Raw genomic sequence first — 18953 nt, 5'->3', positions numbered from 1 at the left:
CATCCTGCTCGAATTGGGAGGACAACGATGTCGGAAAATGCGGCGCGCCGCCTTAGCAGGATGTTTCATCGCATATCCATTGCGATTGCGGCAGAGAAGGATCATCTCTCGGATCTGGACGGCGCCATTGGCGATGCCGATCATGGGATTACCATGGCGCTCGGTTTCCAGGCGGTAAACGGAGAGCTGGCGAAGCTCGACCTCGACCACATGCTTCCGTCTGACGTGTTCACGGTCGCGGCGACAGCCTTTCTCGATGCTGTCGGAGCGTCCACGGGGCCGCTTTATGCCACTGCATTCCGACGAGCGGCACAGGCCCTGAAGCAGGAGGAAAGCCTTTCGCCCGCCGGCCAAGCCGCGATAGTCGAGGCCATCACGGCGGGCATCAAGGAGCGCGGCAAGGGGCAACGCGGCGACAAGACGATGCTGGATGCCTGGATTCCCGCAACCGAGGCGGCCGTCGGCGCGCGGGCGCGCGCTGCCGGCCTATCGGAAATGTGGGACGGCATTCTGGACGCTGCCGAGGCGGGTGCGAACTCCACGCGATCCATGGTCGCGACCCGTGGAAGGGCAGCACGTCTTGGTGAAAGATCGCTCGGCCATATGGATCCGGGTGCAGCTTCGGCGGTCATTATTTTGCGCGCCATGAGAGACGCCCTGATTGAACACGGGGTGGACGAATAGTCCAGGTCGGCGCGCTTCAGGTTTTTGCAGACGGGGAGGTCCGGGCGGCCCGATTGCGTGCCAGCCGGCCGCAATGACCAGGTCGGAAAGTTGTCCGCGCGATCGGCCTTGCCAGAAGCGACAAAATCCGAAGCGGTTCTCATAAATAGAATATAATTTCTATAGATTATAGTATTTGCTGCTAGCCTCTCCTCACAGCTATCGAGGAGAGAATGATGACCGGCAGACAACGCCAGCTAAAGCTTGGAGCTTTCCTTTATCCGACCGGCCACCATATCGCCGCATGGCGTCATCCCGATGCGCAGGCCGACGCCGGTTCGAATTTTGCGCATTATGTCGAGCTTGCGCAGATTGCCGAGGCGGCAAAATTCGATCTCATCTTCATGGCGGACGGCGTCGGTACACGTGGCACAGACACGGAAGCCCTGCATCGCACAGCCACTCGCTATGTAGCGCAGTTCGAGCCGATCACCCTGCTGTCGGCTCTTGCCGCCGTCACCAAGAATATCGGTTTCGTCGCAACAGCCTCGACCTCTTTCAACGAACCCTATCACATCGCCCGTAAATTCGCCTCGCTTGACCATATCAGCGGCGGACGCGCTGGATGGAATCTCGTCACCTCCTCCAGCGACCACGAAGCTCACAATTTCGGGCGGGACGAGCACTACGCCCATGCCGAACGATATGAGCGGGCCGAGGAGTTCGCCGACGTCGTGCGCGGTCTCTGGGATACCTGGGAGGAAGACGCTTTTCCGCGCGACAAGCAGAGCGGGATCTATTTCGATCCGGAGAAGCAGCACATCCTCAACCACAAGGGCAAGCACTTCAAGGTCCGCGGTCCTCTGAATGTCGCGCGTGCGCCGCAAGGTCATCCCGTGCTGGTGCAGGCGGGTTCCTCCGATCCCGGCAAGGAGCTCGCGGCCCGCACTGCCGAAGTCGTTTTCACGGCCCATCAGACCATCGGCGATGCGAAGGCCTTCTACGCCGACCTCAAGGGGCGCCTTGCGAAATATGGCCGCCGTCCGGATGACCTCAAGATCATGCCGGGCATCTTTCCCGTTGTCGGCCGCACGGAGGCGGAAGCGCGGGAGAAATTCGAGCAGATCCAGGGTCTTATCCATCCCGTTGTCGGTCTCTCCCTGCTCGCCGGCATGTCCGGCGGGGTCGATCTTTCGCAATATCCCATCGACGGCCCTGTTCCGGACCTGCCGGAGACGAACGCCAGCAAGAGCCGGCAGAAGCTCCTTCTCGATCTTGCCCGCCGTGAAAATCTGACTATCCGCCAGCTCTATCTGCGTATCGCCGGCGCCCGCGGCCACTGGCAGATCGTCGGAACACCGGTGCAGATAGCCGACCAGATGGAAGAATGGTTCAAGACCGGCGCCGCCGACGGCTTCAACGTCATGCCACCGCATCTGCCGGCAGGTCTCTACGATTTCGTCGAGCACGTTCTGCCTGAGCTCCGCCGCCGCGGCCTTTTCCGCAGCGAATACGAAGGCAAGACGCTGCGGGAAAATCTCGGCCTGCGCGTGCCGCAACATCCGGCCCATGCGGCCGTTGCTGCCGAATAGGCGGGAGGAGACGATGAGCAATCCTTCGCATCTGAAGATCAGCCATGTGACGCGGCGATTCCAGGTCAATGGCGAAAGCCTGACGGCACTGGACGATGTCAGCCTCGATATCGCGGCGGGCGAATTCGTCACCATCGTCGGCGCCAGCGGCTGCGGAAAATCGACGCTGTTACGCCTTGGCTCCGGCCTCGATGCCGCCACGTCCGGTTCGATCACGCATGCCGGCAAGCCCGTCACCGAACCCAGCCTTGACCGCGGCATCGTCTTTCAGGAGCCCCGGCTTTTTCCATGGCTGACGGTCGCCCGCAATGTGGCGCTCGGGCTGGAAAATTCCGGGCATGGCAAGGCGGACAAGAAGAGGCTCGTCGACGAGCATCTGGAACTCGTAGGGCTTTCCGGCTTCGCCAAGGCCTATCCACATCAGCTTTCGGGCGGCATGGCGCAACGCGCCGGCATTGCCCGCGGACTGGTCAATCGCCCGGATGTGCTGTTTCTCGATGAGCCCTTCGGCGCCCTCGACGCCATCACCAAGGCGCGGCTCCAGGACGAGTTGCAGGAGATCTGGGCCAAGGAGCGGATCACCATGGTGCTGGTGACGCATGATGTCGACGAAGCGGCTTATCTCGGAGACCGCGTCGTCGTCATGTCGCCGCGGCCCGGCCGCATCCGTGAAATCATTCCGGTGGAATTGCCGCGCCCGCGCGAACGGACCTCGAACGCGCTCGCCGAGGTGCGCAATCGCGTTCTGGAAAGTCTCAATGCCACGACGCAACCCGCGCCTGGCCCACGTGCCATTCCGACCGGTGCGGGTCAGCGTCAGGCCGATGCCAGACCGGCCATCGCGGTCGCAAGATAAATCAGAAAACGGAGCATCCATATGAAACTGACAAATATTTCCCGTCTGGCGGCCGGAGTGGCATTGGCCCTCGGCATTTTTGCCGCGTCCGCCCATGCGGGGGAGCCGCTGGTCATCCATATCGGCTACGCCGCAATCGGTGTCGACAATCGCCCCTATTCGGAAGGCACCTCGGCAGCGACCGCCCGCGCCGGTGAATATCTGGAGAAGGAGTTCGCCAATGATCCGAACGTCAAGATCGAATGGACCTTCTTCAAGGGCGCAGGCCCGGCGGTGAACGAGGGCTTTGCCAACAACCAGCTCGACTTTGCCTATCAAGGCGACCTGCCGTCGCTGATCGGGCGTGCTACCGGTCTCAAGACCAAATATCTTCTCGCCAGCGGCGCGCGTAAACCGCTCTACCTTGCTGTCGCCAAGGACTCGGGCATCAAAAAAATCGAGGATCTGAAGGGCCGCAAAGTTGCCCTGCAGCGCGGCACGAACGGCCACCTGGCTGCGATCAAGATCCTGCAGGCGCATGGGCTTACCGAGCGCGACCTCCAGGTCATCAATCTCGATAGCGCCGAAACGGTGGCGGCCCTCGCGAGCAAAGATATCGACGCCGCTTTCGGCGACACCGACCTGATCAATCTTGCAGCCAAGGGCTCCGCCGACATCGTCTACACGACGAAGGGCGACGATCCGCGCTTCGGCCGCAACGCCGGGATCATCGGCCGCGAAGCCTTCATCGACGCGCATCCGGATATCACGCAGCGCGTCGTCGACGCTTTCGTGAAAGCGGCCCAATGGTCCTCCGACGAGTCCAATCGCGGCGCATTGCTGGAGCTCTGGCACAAGGCTGGAACACCGATCCCCGTGCTCGACGAATTTTTCCGCAACGACAAGCTGGCCTACCGCAACTCTCCGCTGATCGATGATCTGCTCGTCTCGCTGTACAAGGAGCAGGCGGTAAAGAGCAAGGAATACGGCCTCATTCGCCGCGATGTCGATCTCAACGGCTGGTTCGAGCCGAAATACCTCAACAATTCGCTAGAGCGGTTGGGCCTCAAGACATTCTGGCAGCCCTATGGCGCGGATGGAAAACCGGTCGCATCCTGACCGCAAATCGTTGGACAGGGTGAAGGAGGCGGGCATGACCGCGTTTCTCGAAACAGCCGGGCATGCTGGCATTCAAACGTCCTCGCCATGGCGCAAGCGTTTGGTCATTGCCGGGACCGGCCTGATCTTGCCTCTTGCGCTGTTCGTCCTCTGGTGGATCGCCTCCGCCAGAGGCTGGCTTCCCGAACAGATCCTGCCGCCGCCCGATTACGTCTATCAAACGGCGCGGGACATGATCGCCAGCGGTGAGCTCCTCTATCATACAGGCGTCAGCCTGCGCCGCGTCGTCATCGGCTTTGCCCTTGGTGCGAGCGCCGGCCTCGTTCTCGGCATCTCGATGGGGCTTTCGGAGAAGGTCGAGGATTATGTAAAGCCGCTTTTCCTCGCCTTCGCGCAGATTCCGACCCTTGGCTGGATACCGCTTCTCATGCTGCTCGTCGGCATCGAGGAGACCCTGAAGATCATCATCATTGCCAAGGGCGCGATCGTGCCGATGACATTGAACACCTTCACGGGCATTCGCGGTGTCTCCCCGAAATATCTCGAGGTCGGCAAGGCGCTGCGCTTCAGCCGCTGGCAGACCCTACGGCTGATCGTCCTGCCCGGCGCCGTGCCCTCGATCTTCACCGGCATTCGTTATGGCCTCACCCATTCCTGGACCTCGCTCGTCGGCGTCGAACTTCTGGCCTCCTCGGAAGGGCTCGGCTACCTGCTGGTATGGGGACGGCAGATGTTCTGGCTCGATACCGTCATCGTCGCGATGATCGCCATCGGCGTCGTCGGTTTCATCATGGACAAGGGCCTGGACCGCACCGAGACGCTGATCCAGCGCTGGAAGCGACAGGAGATCTGACGATGGCCACCGCAAGCAGAGCTGTCCGGTTACGCCGGGGCATAACCTTACCGATCCTGATGCTCATTGCCTGGGAAGTGTCGAGCCGAACCGGCCTCGCCGACCCACGCTTCCTGCCATCCCTCGAAGACGTCGCCCGCACGGCCAAGCGCGAGCTGATCGACAACGATCTCATTGGCGAACTCGGCTTCAGTCTGATGCGCAACATCGCCGGCTTTCTGATCGGCTGCGTTCTCGGCGTCAGTTTCGCGACTCTGCTGGCGCTCTCGCGCCGTGCGGACAGGCTGGTGATGCCGACCTTCAACGGCCTGAAGCAGATCTCCCTTCTTGCCTGGATACCGCTGATCTCGGTCTGGTTCGGTTTCGGGGAGCAGGCGAAGATCGTCTTCGTGGCGCTGGCCTCTTTCATTCCTATCGTTCTCAATACCTATGACGGCATGCGGGACGCGCCAGACGATCTGATCGAGGTCGGGCGCGCCTTGAAATTCAATGCCCGGCAACGGGTCCTGCGCATCTATCTTCCCTCAGCCATGCCGTCGATCGCAACGGGCGTGCATCTCGGCCTGATCTATGCATGGCTTGCGACCGTGGGAGCCGAATATTTCCTCGCCGTCGGCCGAGGCGTTGGTGGTCTGGTCATCGCCGGCCGCGAGCGGTTCGACATGGCTCTCGTGATGGTCGGCGTCCTCGTTCTCGGTCTTGTCGGCTTCTCATTGAACCGCCTCGCCCATGTCCTGGAATCCTATCTGTTGCGCTGGCGGCCGAAACAGACGTCCTGAGGACGGAACAGATTTCTCGTTTTCCAAGCAAGGAAAGATGGTCGTTTCTTTTAATCCACTATTTTTATAGACAATATTTGGTCATCCGCTGCCGCTGAGTGACCGATGGAAAGGCGGCTTCGGGCTTTGCATCACGAGACCAGGCTCAACAAGATGGAGGACCGCATGAAATTTGATTTCATCAGCCGCTTGAAGATAGCCTTCAGCCGTCTTGCGCTTCACCGGGCACGCGAGCCGAGCGCTTCCAGCACACCGATCAAAGAAACGATCGCTTCAGACGACGGCCGTGAGCGATCGGCTCGCGATTACGAGTTCTATTATTGGTGCTCTACGCCGGCACCCTGGTATTGAGAGGAAAAAGGTGATGGCGCTGGCTTTCGATCTGCGACGACCGGTTGCAAAACGGCTTCCGAACGGCATTCGATCCCATCTTGTTTATAGTATCGAAGTTTGCTCCGTCGTCTCGTCCTTCGTATTTCTTTTCGCGCTCGTGGCAGGAGTGTTCTGATGCTCCTCCCTCCTTATTGTGAACGCTTTGCGCGGTGCCGGCCATACCCTCAAATCGCGATGATGAGGCCGCAATGAGCAGAGTGCTGATCTTGCCGGGTCTGTTCGGGTCGGGAGAAGGGCATTGGCAACATTACTGGCTACAGGATCACCCGGACGGACGTCTGGTGGATCAGGGGGATTGGGATCATCCAAACCTTCAAGACTGGATGGCGAGGCTTGATGCGGCGCTGGAGGAGGCGGGGGAAGCCTACATCGTTGCTCACAGCCTCGGCTGCCTTCTGACGGCGAGATTGGCCGACCGGGCAGCGGCGCGACGAGTCAAGGGCGCGCTGCTCGTCGCGCCCTGTGATCTTCCGGCGACCGAGGCGCTTCATCCGGGGCATATCTCTTTCGGCACCATGCCCACCGAGGCATTGCCTTTTCCCAGCATGACAATCGGCAGCCTGAATGACATATACATGACGCTTGACCGCCTTACGATATTCGGGCGCCTCTGGAACTCCGATATCCGGAATATCGGTCTTGCGGGCCATATCAACGTCGCGAGCGGTTTTGGGCGCTGGCCGAGTGGATATGGCTTGCTCGAGATGCTGAAGGCGCGCGCCCGGCACCGGAGACCACGGGGTTCGACCTCGGTGACGGCCGCGACCGTTTAAGAAGAGGCTTTTCTTTGAAAGCATTAAACGCCATCCTGTGGCAGATTCTTTAACCCAACTTTCGTCGTCAGCAATTTCGGCAGGGACGACGATCCGATAATTGGAGGACCTACCATGAGCCTGCGTATCAACGATATCGCACCCGATTTCGCCGCCGACACGACCCGCGGACCGATTCAATTCCACGATTGGATTGGCAACGGCTGGGGCGTGCTGTTCTCGCATCCCAAGAATTTCACGCCGGTCTGCACGACCGAGCTCGGGGCAATGGCAGGTCTCGAGCCGGAATTCGCCAAACGTGGCGTCAAGATCATGGGCATTTCTGTCGATCCGGTTGAAAGCCACGGCAAGTGGAAGAACGACATCAAGACGGCGACCGGCTTCGATGTCGAATATCCGCTGATTGGCGACAAGGACCTCAATGTCGCCAAGCTCTATGACATGCTGCCGGCCGGCGCTGGTGAAAGCTCGGAAGGCCGCACGCCCGCTGACAACGCCACCGTGCGCTCGGTCTTCGTCATCGGCCCCGACAAGAAGATCAAGCTGATCCTCACCTATCCGATGACCACGGGCCGCAATTTCAATGAAATCCTGCGCGCCATCGACTCCATTCAATTGACGGCAAAACATCAGGTGGCGACGCCGGCGAACTGGCAGCAGGGCGAAGATGTCATCATCACCGCCGCCGTATCCAACGAGGACGCCATCACACGTTTTGGTTCGTTCGATACGGTTCTGCCCTATCTTCGCAAGACGAAGCAGCCGTCGGCGTAAGCGGGCCACGTCCGGAACGCGGCTTTGATCTAGGTCGCGTTCCCCATCTCGATGATCTGGCTTCTAAGCAGGGGCTCAGAGTCCGTTTGAGAACGTCAGTGGCTGATACGTCGGAGCAGAAGACCGCCCATTGCGACATGGATCATGGCTTCTGACACGTCGATGCGGGTGGCGGTTTCACCATTTGTCTTTGTATTGCGCTCAGCTGAGTTCTTGGGCGAGTCCGATGAGAAGCCCTTCAGGCCCACGGATGTAGCAGAGCCGATACGCGTCTTTATACTGGACTACTTCGCCTACGAGCTGCGCACCGCGCGTGCGGAGCCTTTCAAGCGTCTCGTCGATGTCGTCCACCGTGAACATGACGCGGAGGTAGCCTAGGGCGTTGACCGGGGCGTTTCGGTGATCTGCGACGACAGGCGGTGTGAAGAAGCGGGAGAGCTCGAGCCGGCTGTGGCCGTCCGGTGTGCGCATCATGGCAATCTCGACACGCTGGTCGCCCAGTCCAGTGACACGTCCGGCCCATTCTCCTTCGATCGTGGCCCGCCCTTCGAGCTCGAGGCCGAGTTCGCGAAAGAAATCAATCGTCCCTGCGAGGTCTTCGACGACGATTCCTACGTTGTCCATCCGCTTGAGCGCCATGTTTCCAATCTCCAAGGTGTCCTTTAAATCTACAAGGTGTCGCCTAGTCTAACAACGGACGCTTGAGGTGCCCCCAACACCGGCGGCCATCCGGGCCTGAATCGCTGCTGTCCACATCGCCTGAATCATGGACCTCCTCAAAACCGCCACCCCGATATCAAACGGTCTTACCAGAGCCTGCCCCGTTACTTCTTGCCGGCCCTTACTGTGTCTTTTTGATTGGGCTGTGACCGGCACCGGCTTGGACGATCGCTTCCGTCCAGCCTTGTGTCTTCAGATCGCTGCGGATACGCCATTTGAGAATTTCGTTGATCAGCGAACGTTTCGTATCCTGATGTTCGGCTTTATCCCACAGATCGTCTACCTCCTGCGGATCGGCGACAAGGTCGAAAAGCTGACCTTCGTCGCTCTCGACAAAGTGGACGAGTTTCCAGCGCCTGTCGCGGATCATCGTCATGAACTCGGTGCCGCTGAGGATGCGGTCACCCGCATGTTCAGCGAAAACGAATTCTCGCCCTTCCGTATGCTTGCCTGTCAGATAGGGAAGCAGCGAGCGGGCTTCCATCCATTTGGGTTTCTGCAGGCCCGCTAGTTCCAGGATCGTCGGCCCGAAATCGAACAGCGATACGAGATCGTCGACGATACGCCCGCACTCGACGCGGCCCGGCGACCAGACGATGGCGGGAATGCGTACGCTTGGCTCGTACATCGTCCATTTCTGGCTATGTCCGTGATCGTTGAGGCAATCACCATGGTCGGATGTGAAGATGATGACGGTGTCTTCCAGTACGCCGCGCCGGTCGAGCGCCTCGATCAGCTTGCCGATTTGCGTATCGATCATCGAGACATTCGCGAAATAGTGCTCGCGCTGGCGGCGCAGTTGCTCCGGTGTGGGATTGACCAGGTGCACGATGGCGTCATGGTCGACGGCAATGTGCTGTTCGCGGAGCTTTTTCAATGCGGATGGCTGACGATCGATCGCCGCCTGGTCGCGAATGGCTTCCGGCAAATCGCGATCCCGGTATTTGTCGATATAGTCCTGGGTCGGGTCATACGGCGGATGCGGGCCGGGAATGCCGATCTGCAGCAGGAAAGGCTCCTCGCTGCGATATCTATCAAGCCACATCGCCGCAAATTCTGGAACGAAATTGTCGGAGTGCAGGTCCTCCGGTAGCTCCCAGACGAAGGCCCCCAGCCTTTCACGGTAGTCCTCCCGCTGCCGGTAGGTGACGCGACTGGGTTTCTCGTAGCCCCTTGCCCAGAAGGCCTTGTCCCAGTTGTCGAGATAGAAAGGCAGGCGCTCGGTGGCGCGGTCCTTGTTTTCGACGACATGGCGTTCGTGAAAGCCGAAAGAATCCTCGAATGGCGAGGTATGCATCTTGCCGACGTTCACACAACGATAACCCGCCTCCGCAAGCTGCTGAACCCAGGTATGCGTCCATCGCTCGTCGTTGCGAAAGACGCCGTTGGTGTGAGGATAGAGGCCGGTGAAGAGGCTCGCCCGAGACGGGGCACAGGAGGGCGAGGTTACGAACATATGGCTGAAGCAGACGCCTTCGCGCACCAATCGGTCGAGATTGGGCGTGTCCATATAGTCAAATCCGGCCGCCGCGATCGTGTCGTAACGCTGCTGGTCGGTTATGATGAAAACGATATTGGGCGCTTTTTTCCCGTCTGGCACTTCATTCTCCGTGTATCGGACCGTGTGAGGCCGCCTTTTAGATTTCGCCGGTGCTCTCCCGAGCGATGAGCTCCCATTCGACCGCAACAGTTCGAGGTTCGCCGCCGTTGATCCGTGAGAGAATGGCGTCGGCGGTGAGCTGGCCGATCCGTTGGCGGTTCGGCCGCACGGTCGAAAGGGTCGGAGACATGCAATTGGACGCTTCGCTGTCGCCGAACGCGATGACGCCGATATCATCGGGAACCTTCTTTCCGCGCTTCCTTAGAGCGCGCAGGACGCCGAAGGCAACGACATCGCTGTTGCAGACGATGCCGTCGATTTCCGGATCGGCATCCAGAAGGTCGTTTGCAAGCCTTTCGCCCAGGTCGGGGTTTCCGCTCTCCTGGCTGGTCGATTTAACGACGGAACGGAGCCCGGCTTCGGAAATACGCCGCGCCACGCCCCGGGCGCGTTTTTGCGCCCGCGTGTCGTTGTCGCGGACACTTCCGACAAAGGCGAGCTTGCGGAAGCCACGTTCAATCAGGTGTGATGCCTGTGCGGCACCAACTGCCTCGTGATCGATGCCGACAGCGGAATCGATAATGTCGCCGCCGATATCCCACATCTCGATGACCGGCATGCCGGAGGCACGAAGAAGCTCAACGACCTTGGGCGGGTGGTCGATGCCGATGATCGCGACGGCGGCTGGTCGCCAGCTCAAGATCGAGCGGACAAGCCGGATTTCCTGGTCGGGATCGTAACGTGTGTTGGCGAGCATCACCTGCAAGCCGCTTTCGAGGAGGGCGGACTGTAGCGTGTCGATGATCGTCGCAAATTCGGAATAGTAGAGAGACGTCACCACCACGCCGACGATGTCGGAGCGGGTTCCGGCCAGTCCTCCCGCCAAGCGATTGGGAACGTAGTTGAGCTCTTCCATCGCCTTGTTGATCTGCCGCCGGAGTTCTGTCCGTACGGTATGAGGCGCTCTCAACGCCCGCGACACCGTATTGACCGAAACGCCGACTTTGCCCGCAATCGATGCAAGTGTCGGTGCGGCTCGGCTCTCGTTTTCCTCCGTGTCGGCATTCATCAGGGCGGAGAACCTCTCGCAAAATGTCGGAAAGTGAGCGTTGCGTTAGCGGTAACTTTATGCCATCGTTTCAGTGAGGAGACAAGAGCGGATGCCCAATCGAGCCAAGTGCGACCACTGGGGAACTGGTCAAGAATTCACAGTGCGGGCGTCCCGAACACATCATTCCAGGGAGCATGTGTGCTGATGGCTGACAAGCCGAACATCATTCTGATCATGACCGATCAGCAGCGTTATGATTCCATCGCGGCGCTCGGATTTCCCTATGCCTCAACGCCCAATTTGGACGCACTCGCCAAAAACGGTGTCACCTTCACGGACTGCCACATAACGGCTCCGAGCTGCGTTCCATCACGAGCCAGCCTCTTCACCGGATATTACCCGCACACGACCGGCGTTCTCAGCAACGGTCAGGCCTGGCAGCGCACTTGGGTCGAGCAATTGCGCGATGCCGGCTATCGTTGTGTGAATGTCGGCAAGATGCACACCATTCCCTACAATTCCGATTCCGGCTTTCATGAGCGTTATGTCGTCGAAAACAAGGACCGCTTCATGGAGGGGCGCTGGTATTTCGATGAGTGGGACAAGGCGCTCGCGGCACATGGACTGGTCAAGCAGCAACGCGAATTCTACCGCAAGCGCGACGACTACAGGGAACGGCTCGGCGCCTTCGATTGGGAACTGCCGGAGGAGCTGCATTCGGATGCCTTCGTTGCCAACATGGCTAAGTGGTGGGTCAATACCTATCCACCGACAGAGCCGCTTTTCCTTCAGGTCGGCTTGCCAGGTCCGCATCCGCCTTACGATCCGCCCGCGCACTACTCCGAAGCCTATTTGCAGCGCGATGATCTTCCGCTGCCGAAGCCGACAAAGGAAGAGCTGGAGTCGTTGCCGACGGTGCTGAAGGAAAAGCGCGTCCATGACGTGGAAGTGGATCACGATTCCGTCGTCTGGAGCCTCGATCCGACGCCTGAACAGATGCAGCGTCTTTGGTCGCACTATCTCGGCAATGTGACGCTCATCGACGAAAAGATCGGCGAATTGCTCGAAGCGTTGAAAGAGCGCGGCTATCTTGACGATGCGATCGTCATCTTCACATCAGATCACGGCGAATGCCTTGGCGACCACGGACTGATCCAGAAGTGGTCGATGTATGACGTCGTCACGCGCGTCCCGACCATCATCTGGTCGACGGCCGGCCGGTTCCAGGGCGGCCGTGAGGTCAACGGCCTTTGCCAGCTTTTCGATCTCGGTCCGACGATTCTTGAATATGCGGGCATCCAGCCGCCGAAATCCTTCGAGGCACGCAGCCTCAGGCCGGCCCTTGAAGGGGGAGACTGGACGCCGCGGACGCATGTCTTCTGCGAGCAGGCCGGCGACGTCACGCTCACTGGCACTGATTTCATCACCGGCGTTCGCAGCGACCGCTGGAAGCTCGTGCATTTCAAGGGATCGGAGGAAGGCCAGCTATTCGACCTCGAGAACGATCCGAAAGAGGTACACAATCTTTGGAGCGATCCTGCTTACGCCGGCAAGCGGCAAGAATTGCTGGACGTGCTGCGCGATTGGCTGATTGAATCGAATTTCCGGACGCGGGATGTGATGGCAGGTGCACGGTGACATCCGCCAACTTGTCACATCACCCAACCGCGGTGGGTTCGCCCGACACCATGGTTTGGATAGAAGGCGGCAGTTTCCACATGGGCGCCGAGAATTTCTATCCCGAAGAAGGGCCAGTTCATCGCGTCCGTGTCGATGGCTTCTGGATCGATCCCGCGCCGGTGACCAATCATGAGTTCGCCCGCTTCGTGACGGAGACCGGCTATATCACGGTCGCCGAACTTCCACCGGATCCGGCCCTTTATCCCGGTGCTGATCCGGCTATGCTTCGACCGGGCTCCCTCGTTTTCCGGGGGCCGAAGCGCCGCGAGGATATGCGGTTCTGGGGCGACTGGTGGCACTATGTTCCAGGCGCGTACTGGCGTCGGCCCGACGGCATATCCGATCTTTCCGATGAACTGATGGACCATCCCGTCGTTCATGTCGCCCATGCCGATGCCGTAGCCTATGCACGATGGGCGGGCAAGTCACTGCCGACGGAGGCCGAGTGGGAATTTGCCGCGCGCGGCGGACTTGATGGTGCCGACTATGGCTGGGGCGACGAATTCGAGCCGGACGGCCGGAAGATGGCGAACGTCTGGAACGGTGCGTTCCCCATGCAATCGACTGGCGCCGGAGCATTCGGCACATCTGCCGTCTGTTCCTATCCTCCGAATGCCTTCGGCGTCTTCGATATGATCGGAAACGTCTGGGAATGGACGGACGACTATTGGATGGACCGGCACACCGACGATGCGGCGAAACCTTGCTGCGTTCCGGTCAATCCGAGGATCAGCGACGCCGCGCAGAGCTTCGACCGGCAACAGGCGGCAATTCGCGTTCCGCGAAAGGTGCTGAAAGGCGGATCTCACCTCTGCGCACCGACCTATTGCCGGCGCTACCGGCCGGCCGCGCGCCATCCGGAAATGATCGACAGCGCGACGACCCATGTCGGCTTTCGTTGCGTCGTCCGGAGCAAACCAGGCGATGGCAGCTTTGCCGGCGCCGTCGAAGGGATTGATGGATGAGCGCAACAACGACTGAGACTTCAACCGGCAAGGACCGTTCGGTCCGACCGTTTCTGTCCCGCCCAGTTGGCATGTTCGCAGTCAATGTGCTTGCGGTCCTTGCGGGCATCCTTTTCTGGGGTGCTGTGACATCGCAGGGTATGGTCGGGCTGCCCGGACCGATTGCGGTGGCCTCCCAGGCCATAACTCAGGCTGAGAACGGTCAGTTGTTTTCGGATGCGCTGGCGAGCGTCGGTCGCGTTCTGACGGGCTTTGCGCTCGGCGTTATCGTCGCCATTCCGGTTGGCTTTTTGATGGGCTGGTATCGTGTCGCGCGCGCCATCATCGAGCCTTACGTGCAGTTTTTCCGGACCATTCCGCCACTCGCTATCATTCCGCTTGCCATCGTCACGATGGGCATCGAGGAAACGCCGAAGATTTTCGTGATCTTTCTGGCGGCATTCCTGTCGAGCGTGGTCGCGACCTATCAGGGGGTGATCAGCGTCGACAAAACCCTCATTAATGCGGCGCGCGTCCTGGGAGCAGGGGATTTCACCATCTTCCGACGCGTCATCATTCCCGCATCCACGCCTTACATCATGGTTGGCGTCCGCATCGGGCTTGGCTCTTCCTGGGCAACCGTTGTGGCTGCAGAGCTGATCGCCGCGCAGTCGGGGCTGGGATTTCGGATGCAGCAGGCTCAGCTCTACTACGACCTCCCAACCATCTTCGTGAGCCTGATCGCCATCGGCGTCCTCGGCCTCATCATGGACCGCATCGTTATGGCCGCGGACAGGGTGCTGACGGCCTGGCAGGAAAAACTATGACGACGAAAATCTCGTTTCAAAACGTATCGAAGAGTTTTGAGCTTACCGGCCAGAATGCGTTCGTGGCCTTGCAAAACCTGAACCTCGATATTGAAGACGGGGAGTTCATTACTGTCGTCGGGCCGTCTGGGTGCGGCAAGTCGACGGCGATGAATATCGCTGCCGGCCTCACTGCTCCCTCATCCGGTCAGGTGGTAGTCGATGATGTCGCGGTCAGAGGTCCGGGCCCGGAGCGCGGTGTCATCTTCCAGCAATACGCGCTTTTCCCTTGGCTCACCGTGCGGGAAAATGTGGAGTTCGGATTGAAGATCGCGGGACTTCCCAAAGAAGAGCGCCGCAAGATTGCCGATCACTTCATTGCGCTTGTCGGTCTTACCGATTTCAGCGGTTCGCTTCCGAAGACCTTGTCCGGCGGCATGAAGCAGCGTTGCGCGATTGCGCGGGCCTATGCGGTGAATCCGAAGATTCTGCTGATGGATGAGCCTTTCGGTGCGCTCGACGCACTGACCCGCGTCCAATTGCAAGACCAGCTTTTGACGATGTGGAGCAAGGAACGTCGCACGGTGATGTTCATCACCCATGACGTCGATGAGGCGGTCTATCTGGCAAGTCGTGTTGTCGTCATGGCTGCCCGGCCCGGGCGGCTTTACAAAATCATACCGGTCGATCTGCCGTTCCCGCGCACCGAAGAAATGAGGCTTTCGCCTGAATTTGCCGAGTTGCGTAATCAGGTCTGGCGGGCGGTCTATCATCCCGCATCGCATTAGTGCGCAGACGATCACAAGAAGGAAATGGTCATGCTGACGAGACGTAATTTCATGATGACGACGGCAGCAATCGCTGCCGCCGGCAGCCTGCCGATCGCCCGGTCGGCACGCGCAGCATCGGACACGATGAGCATCGGCTATATCGCGGACTTTCCCAACGCCAGCGTCTTTGCAATCGCGGAAGACCAGAAGCTGTGGGACGCAGAAGGGGTCAAGCCCGACCTCAAGGTCTTCACGAATGGCCCGATCCAGATCCAGGCCATGGGGGCCGGCAGTTTGAATTTCGGCACCATCGGGCCGGGCGCGCTCTGGCTGCCGGCAAGCGGCCGTTCAAAAATGATCGGTGTCAACGACATCGGCTTCAGCGACCGTGTGATTGCCCAGGCCAGCATAAATTCCATCCAGGATTTGAAAGGCAAGAAGGTCGGTGTGCCGCAGGGCACTTCCGGTGACATGATCCTGCGCATGGCGCTCACCAAGGCCGGCATGTCCATTTCCGACATCCAGGTCGTGCCGATGGATCCGAGCACTATCGTTGCTGCCTTTTCGTCCAAGCAGATAGAAGCGGCGGGCATCTGGTATCCATTGATTGACGCGATCAAGCCGCGCGTTCCGGATATGAAGGAGCTCGCGGCAAACAAGGATTTCTATCCAGCCACTTCGTTCATCAACGCTTTCGTCGCTCGCAATGAAATCGTCCAGGAAAATCCGAAACTGGTCACGAGCTTCCTTCGCGTCATGAAAAAGGCCATGGACTACCGGGCCGCCAATCTCGACCATTCCATCGAATTGACGACGGCTTTCCTCAAGGCACCGGCGGACACGACCGCCAAAGTCGCGCGGAGCCGGAAGCTGCTGACAAGCGCCGAACTCGACAAATTTACCGAAGACGGGACGATCAATAAGTGGCTCACCGACTTCAACAAGATGTTCCAGGAGTTCGGGACAGTCAAAGACCCGCTTCCGCCGGAGCAATATTACGAGGCAAAGCTGTTCGCCTCGGCATAAGGCATAGCTGGTGCTTAAGAAGCGGGGGCAGAAGGGAGCTCGCTGTCACCGCATCTGATTTGGATGACGTTCCAGCGCCTCCCGCGATTCACGCCAGAGGAGAATATTAGACGCCAGCCACAATCGGAATCCATCGAGTCAATCACACGGAAACCGTGTAATTCAGTAGAGCTGAATGCTCGATATAATGAAATCGTTGGAAATACTTATCCGATTTCTATGCCGATCATCTTTAAACCTATAGGCGCAATGCTTACCTCCCTCATCGTTATGTCTATCAAGGCAACACCGATGTGAGACCACTCACGACCACCCGTCCCTCGTGGGGAATCGGGACGCGCGGTCATTTTCCCAGACAATGAGCAGCCCAAGCGTTCGACACGCCCTTAGTGCGTCGAGCGTAAAGGCGCGCGCAATCTCCCCGTCTTATCAACCAATACCAACCGGGCGGCCGTCGGATGGACGAACCCGTGCGCCCATAGGAGAGAAAAGATGGACCCCCTGCAATATCTCAGCCCGACGGAATGGATGGCGATCGAAATCGCTATTCCTATCATCGTGCTGGCAATCCTGTTTCGCTGGAGCGGCATAGTTCGCTATGTCCCCAACGACAGGCTCGGCATTCTCGAAAAGCTCTGGAGTTTTCGCGGCTCCGTTAGGAATGGTTTTATCGCGCTTAAAGGCGAGGCCGGTTTCCAGCCCGAAGTCGTGCGCGGCGGCCTGCATTTCTTCATGCCGTTTCAGTATTCGATGCATCGCGCCAATCTCGTCACCATTCCGCAGGGTCAGATCGGCTATGTCTTTGCCCGTGATGGCAAGCCACTGCCTCCGACACAGACGCTCGCCTCCAACACCGAGGCCGATGATTTCCAGGATGTGCGCGGCTTTCTCGAAAAAGGCGGACAGAAGGGACCGCAGCGCAAGATCCTGCGTGAAGGCACCTATGCCATCAATCTCGCGCAATTCATCGTCCTGACCGCCCAGTCGACCCATGCCGTTAATTTGAGCTCGTCGGAACAGAAGCTGTTTGCTGACATGTCCAGCATAATCACGGAGCGGGACGGCTTCGAGCCGGTCGTCATCCATGACGCCGAGGACATGATCGGCATCGTCACCATCCATGACGGTCCGGCGCTGCCGGATGGCGAGATCATCGCGCCGACCGTCGCCAACGACCCGAAGGACCCGAACTTCCACAACAATTTCCAGGATCCGGAGAAGTTTCTCAACGCTGGCGGTTACCGCGGCCGGCAGCTGCAGGTGCTCGCCGACGGCAGCTACTTTCTGAACCGCATTTTTGCGACCGTCGAACTGGTGGAAAAGACCATCATCAGCGTCGGCACCGTTGGCGTCGTCGTCTCCTATAACGGCCGCCATGGCACGGATATATCCGGACAGGCCTACCGTCATGGCGAGCTGGTCGAAATGGGCGCCCGCGGTGTCTGGTCGACGCCGCTGCTGCCGGGCAAATATGCGTTCAATACCTATGCCGGCAATATCGTCACCGTGCCGACCACCAACTTCGTGCTCAAATGGACGAAAGAACAGTTCGGGGAACACAGGCTGGACGAGAACCTGTCGGAAGTGTCGCTGATCACCAAGGATGCGTTCGAGCCTGTGCTCCCGCTCTCTGTCGTCGTGCATATCGACTATATGAAGGCGCCACTCGTGGTGCAGCGTTTCGGCGACATCAAGCGGCTGGTCGAACAGACGCTCGATCCGATGGTCTCGGCCTACTTCAAGAATATCGCTCAGACAAAGACGCTGATCCAGCTTTTGCAGGAGCGTAGCGATATCCAGCGCAAGTCGGGCGAGGAAATGCGCGAAAAATTTGCCTCCTACAGTCTCGAACTGCAGGAAGTGTTGATCGGTACGCCGCGCGCTGCCAATGGCCAGAACAGCATAGAGCAGATCCTGATTCAGCTGCGCGAGCGTCAGATCGCGGTCGAAAAGGTCGAGACTTATAAATTGCAGGAGGCGGCCGCTATTCAGGAGCGCACGCTGCGTGAGAAAGAGGCGCTCGCCGAGCAGCAGGCCAAAATCACTTCGTCGGCGCTCGCCATCGAAATCAGCGAGAACGAAGGTAAGGCACAACTCGCCCGCACCCGCCAGCAGGCCGAGACCATTCAGGTCACGGCAAAGGCAGAGGCGGAAAAGGTGCGCCTTGCTGGCCAGGGCGAGGCCGACCGGATCAAGGCCATCGCGCTCGCCGATGCCGAACGCATCAAGGCGACCGGTTTCGCCGACGCTGAGAAGGTGCGCGCCGTGGGTTTGGCGGAAGCCGAAGCCACCGAGAAGAAGGTCGCGGCTTTTGGCGGGCCGGACTATCAGCTCAATTCGCAGGTCCTCATGCGGTTTGCGGAGGCGATCGAGAACGGCAGGTTGCCGCTCGTGCCGCAGATCCAGCTTGGCGCCGGGGGCGAGAAGGGTGGTGCAAACGGCCTGGTGGAAATGATGCTGTCGATGCTGGTTACCGACCGTCTTGGCCGGCAGGTTCAGCCGGCGGCGGTGTCAGCGCCTCAGCCGATCGAACAGGACTGACTGTGGATAGGCCGGCTTTGCCGGCCCATCTCGA

At 59.5% G+C, this 18953-nt stretch carries 18 protein-coding genes; 15 read left to right on the top strand and 3 right to left on the bottom strand.

All coding sequences use genetic code 11. From position 1 onward, the window contains the following. The first annotated feature begins 27 nt into the window (after window positions 1–27). From dhaL to FHT86_RS32840, 9 genes are all read left to right on the top strand, one after another. On the top strand, window positions 28–684 hold the full coding sequence (gene dhaL / locus FHT86_RS32880) for a dihydroxyacetone kinase subunit DhaL (RefSeq protein WP_133711110.1): 657 nt from the start codon (window positions 28–30) through the stop codon (window positions 682–684). A gap of 215 nt (window positions 685–899) precedes the next feature. After that, window positions 900–2255 carry an LLM class flavin-dependent oxidoreductase gene (locus FHT86_RS32875; RefSeq protein WP_133711109.1) on the top strand — a complete coding sequence of 452 codons (1356 nt, stop codon included), beginning with the start codon at window positions 900–902 and terminating at the stop codon, window positions 2253–2255. Window positions 2256–2268: 13 nt separating this feature from the next. After that, a complete protein-coding gene (locus tag FHT86_RS32870; protein WP_133711108.1) occupies window positions 2269–3111 on the top strand; it encodes an ABC transporter ATP-binding protein in 843 nt (280 codons plus the stop codon). Between the two features lie 21 nt (window positions 3112–3132). After that, the gene (locus FHT86_RS32865; protein WP_133711107.1) at window positions 3133–4209 is read left to right on the top strand and encodes an ABC transporter substrate-binding protein; all 1077 of its coding nucleotides are present in this window, start codon (window positions 3133–3135) and stop codon (window positions 4207–4209) included. Between the two features lie 34 nt (window positions 4210–4243). Further along, window positions 4244–5062, top strand: a complete 819-nt coding sequence (locus FHT86_RS32860) for an ABC transporter permease (protein ID WP_133711106.1) — start codon at window positions 4244–4246, stop codon at window positions 5060–5062. 2 nt (window positions 5063–5064) lie between these two features. Beyond that, the gene (locus FHT86_RS32855; RefSeq protein WP_133711105.1) at window positions 5065–5841 is read left to right on the top strand and encodes an ABC transporter permease; all 777 of its coding nucleotides are present in this window, start codon (window positions 5065–5067) and stop codon (window positions 5839–5841) included. A 165-nt stretch (window positions 5842–6006) separates the two neighbouring features. Further along, window positions 6007–6192 (top strand): hypothetical protein, encoded by a 186-nt coding sequence (locus FHT86_RS32850; protein WP_246779774.1) that lies wholly within the window; start codon window positions 6007–6009, stop codon window positions 6190–6192. 230 nt (window positions 6193–6422) lie between these two features. Beyond that, on the top strand, window positions 6423–7007 hold the full coding sequence (locus FHT86_RS32845; protein WP_133711104.1) for an alpha/beta hydrolase: 585 nt from the start codon (window positions 6423–6425) through the stop codon (window positions 7005–7007). Between the two features lie 114 nt (window positions 7008–7121). Then, entirely contained in the window at window positions 7122–7781 is a 660-nt protein-coding gene (locus tag FHT86_RS32840; RefSeq protein WP_133711103.1) for a peroxiredoxin, read from the top strand. Window positions 7782–7982: 201 nt separating this feature from the next. Here FHT86_RS32840 and FHT86_RS32835 read toward each other — a convergent pair whose 3' ends face one another. From FHT86_RS32835 to FHT86_RS32825, 3 genes are all read right to left on the bottom strand, one after another. Then, a complete protein-coding gene (locus FHT86_RS32835; RefSeq protein ID WP_133711102.1) occupies window positions 7983–8420 on the bottom strand; it encodes a VOC family protein in 438 nt (145 codons plus the stop codon). A gap of 202 nt (window positions 8421–8622) precedes the next feature. Then, complete coding sequence (locus tag FHT86_RS32830; protein WP_133711101.1) at window positions 8623–10101, bottom strand: sulfatase; 1479 nt, start codon at window positions 10099–10101, stop codon at window positions 8623–8625. A gap of 37 nt (window positions 10102–10138) precedes the next feature. Further along, a complete protein-coding gene (locus tag FHT86_RS32825) occupies window positions 10139–11170 on the bottom strand; it encodes a LacI family DNA-binding transcriptional regulator (protein ID WP_133711100.1) in 1032 nt (343 codons plus the stop codon). 186 nt (window positions 11171–11356) lie between these two features. Between FHT86_RS32825 and FHT86_RS32820 the strand changes: the two genes are divergently transcribed. The 6 genes from FHT86_RS32820 (at window position 11357) to FHT86_RS32795 (ending at window position 18919) form a co-directional block, all read left to right on the top strand. Next, window positions 11357–12790: a sulfatase gene (locus FHT86_RS32820; protein ID WP_133711099.1), complete on the top strand. Its 1434-nt coding sequence runs from the start codon at window positions 11357–11359 to the stop codon at window positions 12788–12790. Continuing rightward, window positions 12787–13797: a formylglycine-generating enzyme family protein gene (locus tag FHT86_RS32815; RefSeq protein WP_409527639.1), complete on the top strand. Its 1011-nt coding sequence runs from the start codon at window positions 12787–12789 to the stop codon at window positions 13795–13797. Before FHT86_RS32820 ends, FHT86_RS32815 begins: the two co-directional genes overlap by 4 nt. After that, window positions 13794–14603 (top strand): ABC transporter permease, encoded by an 810-nt coding sequence (locus FHT86_RS32810; RefSeq protein WP_133711098.1) that lies wholly within the window; start codon window positions 13794–13796, stop codon window positions 14601–14603. The genes FHT86_RS32815 and FHT86_RS32810 overlap by 4 nt, the downstream gene beginning before the upstream one ends. After that, entirely contained in the window at window positions 14600–15370 is a 771-nt protein-coding gene (locus tag FHT86_RS32805) for an ABC transporter ATP-binding protein (protein WP_133711097.1), read from the top strand. The genes FHT86_RS32810 and FHT86_RS32805 overlap by 4 nt, the downstream gene beginning before the upstream one ends. A gap of 33 nt (window positions 15371–15403) precedes the next feature. Further along, a complete protein-coding gene (locus tag FHT86_RS32800) occupies window positions 15404–16378 on the top strand; it encodes an aliphatic sulfonate ABC transporter substrate-binding protein (protein WP_409527640.1) in 975 nt (324 codons plus the stop codon). Between the two features lie 492 nt (window positions 16379–16870). Beyond that, window positions 16871–18919, top strand: a complete 2049-nt coding sequence (locus FHT86_RS32795; RefSeq protein WP_133711095.1) for an SPFH domain-containing protein — start codon at window positions 16871–16873, stop codon at window positions 18917–18919. Window positions 18920–18953: the final 34 nt, after the last annotated feature.

The sequence above is a fragment of the Rhizobium sp. BK313 genome (assembly GCF_014193655.1).
In the GTDB taxonomy this organism is placed as follows: Bacteria; Pseudomonadota; Alphaproteobacteria; order Rhizobiales; family Rhizobiaceae; genus Rhizobium.
Note: the sequence above shows the minus strand (reverse complement) of the source record. Positions and strands in the feature narration are given on the sequence as shown.

Excerpts from the sequence above, each read along its gene's own strand:
- dhaL (WP_133711110.1), top strand. The coding sequence starts at position 28 with ATGTCGGAAAATGCGGCGCGCCGCCTTAGCAGGATGTTTCATCGCATA.
- FHT86_RS32875 (WP_133711109.1), top strand. The coding sequence starts at position 900 with ATGACCGGCAGACAACGCCAGCTAAAGCTTGGAGCTTTCCTTTATCCG.
- FHT86_RS32870 (WP_133711108.1), top strand. The coding sequence starts at position 2,269 with ATGAGCAATCCTTCGCATCTGAAGATCAGCCATGTGACGCGGCGATTC.
- FHT86_RS32865 (WP_133711107.1), top strand. The coding sequence starts at position 3,133 with ATGAAACTGACAAATATTTCCCGTCTGGCGGCCGGAGTGGCATTGGCC.
- FHT86_RS32860 (WP_133711106.1), top strand. The coding sequence starts at position 4,244 with ATGACCGCGTTTCTCGAAACAGCCGGGCATGCTGGCATTCAAACGTCC.
- FHT86_RS32855 (WP_133711105.1), top strand. The coding sequence starts at position 5,065 with ATGGCCACCGCAAGCAGAGCTGTCCGGTTACGCCGGGGCATAACCTTA.
- FHT86_RS32850 (WP_246779774.1), top strand. The coding sequence starts at position 6,007 with ATGAAATTTGATTTCATCAGCCGCTTGAAGATAGCCTTCAGCCGTCTT.
- FHT86_RS32845 (WP_133711104.1), top strand. The coding sequence starts at position 6,423 with ATGAGCAGAGTGCTGATCTTGCCGGGTCTGTTCGGGTCGGGAGAAGGG.
- FHT86_RS32840 (WP_133711103.1), top strand. The coding sequence starts at position 7,122 with ATGAGCCTGCGTATCAACGATATCGCACCCGATTTCGCCGCCGACACG.
- FHT86_RS32835 (WP_133711102.1), bottom strand. The coding sequence starts at position 8,420 with ATGGCGCTCAAGCGGATGGACAACGTAGGAATCGTCGTCGAAGACCTC.
- FHT86_RS32825 (WP_133711100.1), bottom strand. The coding sequence starts at position 11,170 with ATGAATGCCGACACGGAGGAAAACGAGAGCCGAGCCGCACCGACACTT.
- FHT86_RS32820 (WP_133711099.1), top strand. The coding sequence starts at position 11,357 with ATGGCTGACAAGCCGAACATCATTCTGATCATGACCGATCAGCAGCGT.
- FHT86_RS32810 (WP_133711098.1), top strand. The coding sequence starts at position 13,794 with ATGAGCGCAACAACGACTGAGACTTCAACCGGCAAGGACCGTTCGGTC.
- FHT86_RS32805 (WP_133711097.1), top strand. The coding sequence starts at position 14,600 with ATGACGACGAAAATCTCGTTTCAAAACGTATCGAAGAGTTTTGAGCTT.
- FHT86_RS32795 (WP_133711095.1), top strand. The coding sequence starts at position 16,871 with ATGGACCCCCTGCAATATCTCAGCCCGACGGAATGGATGGCGATCGAA.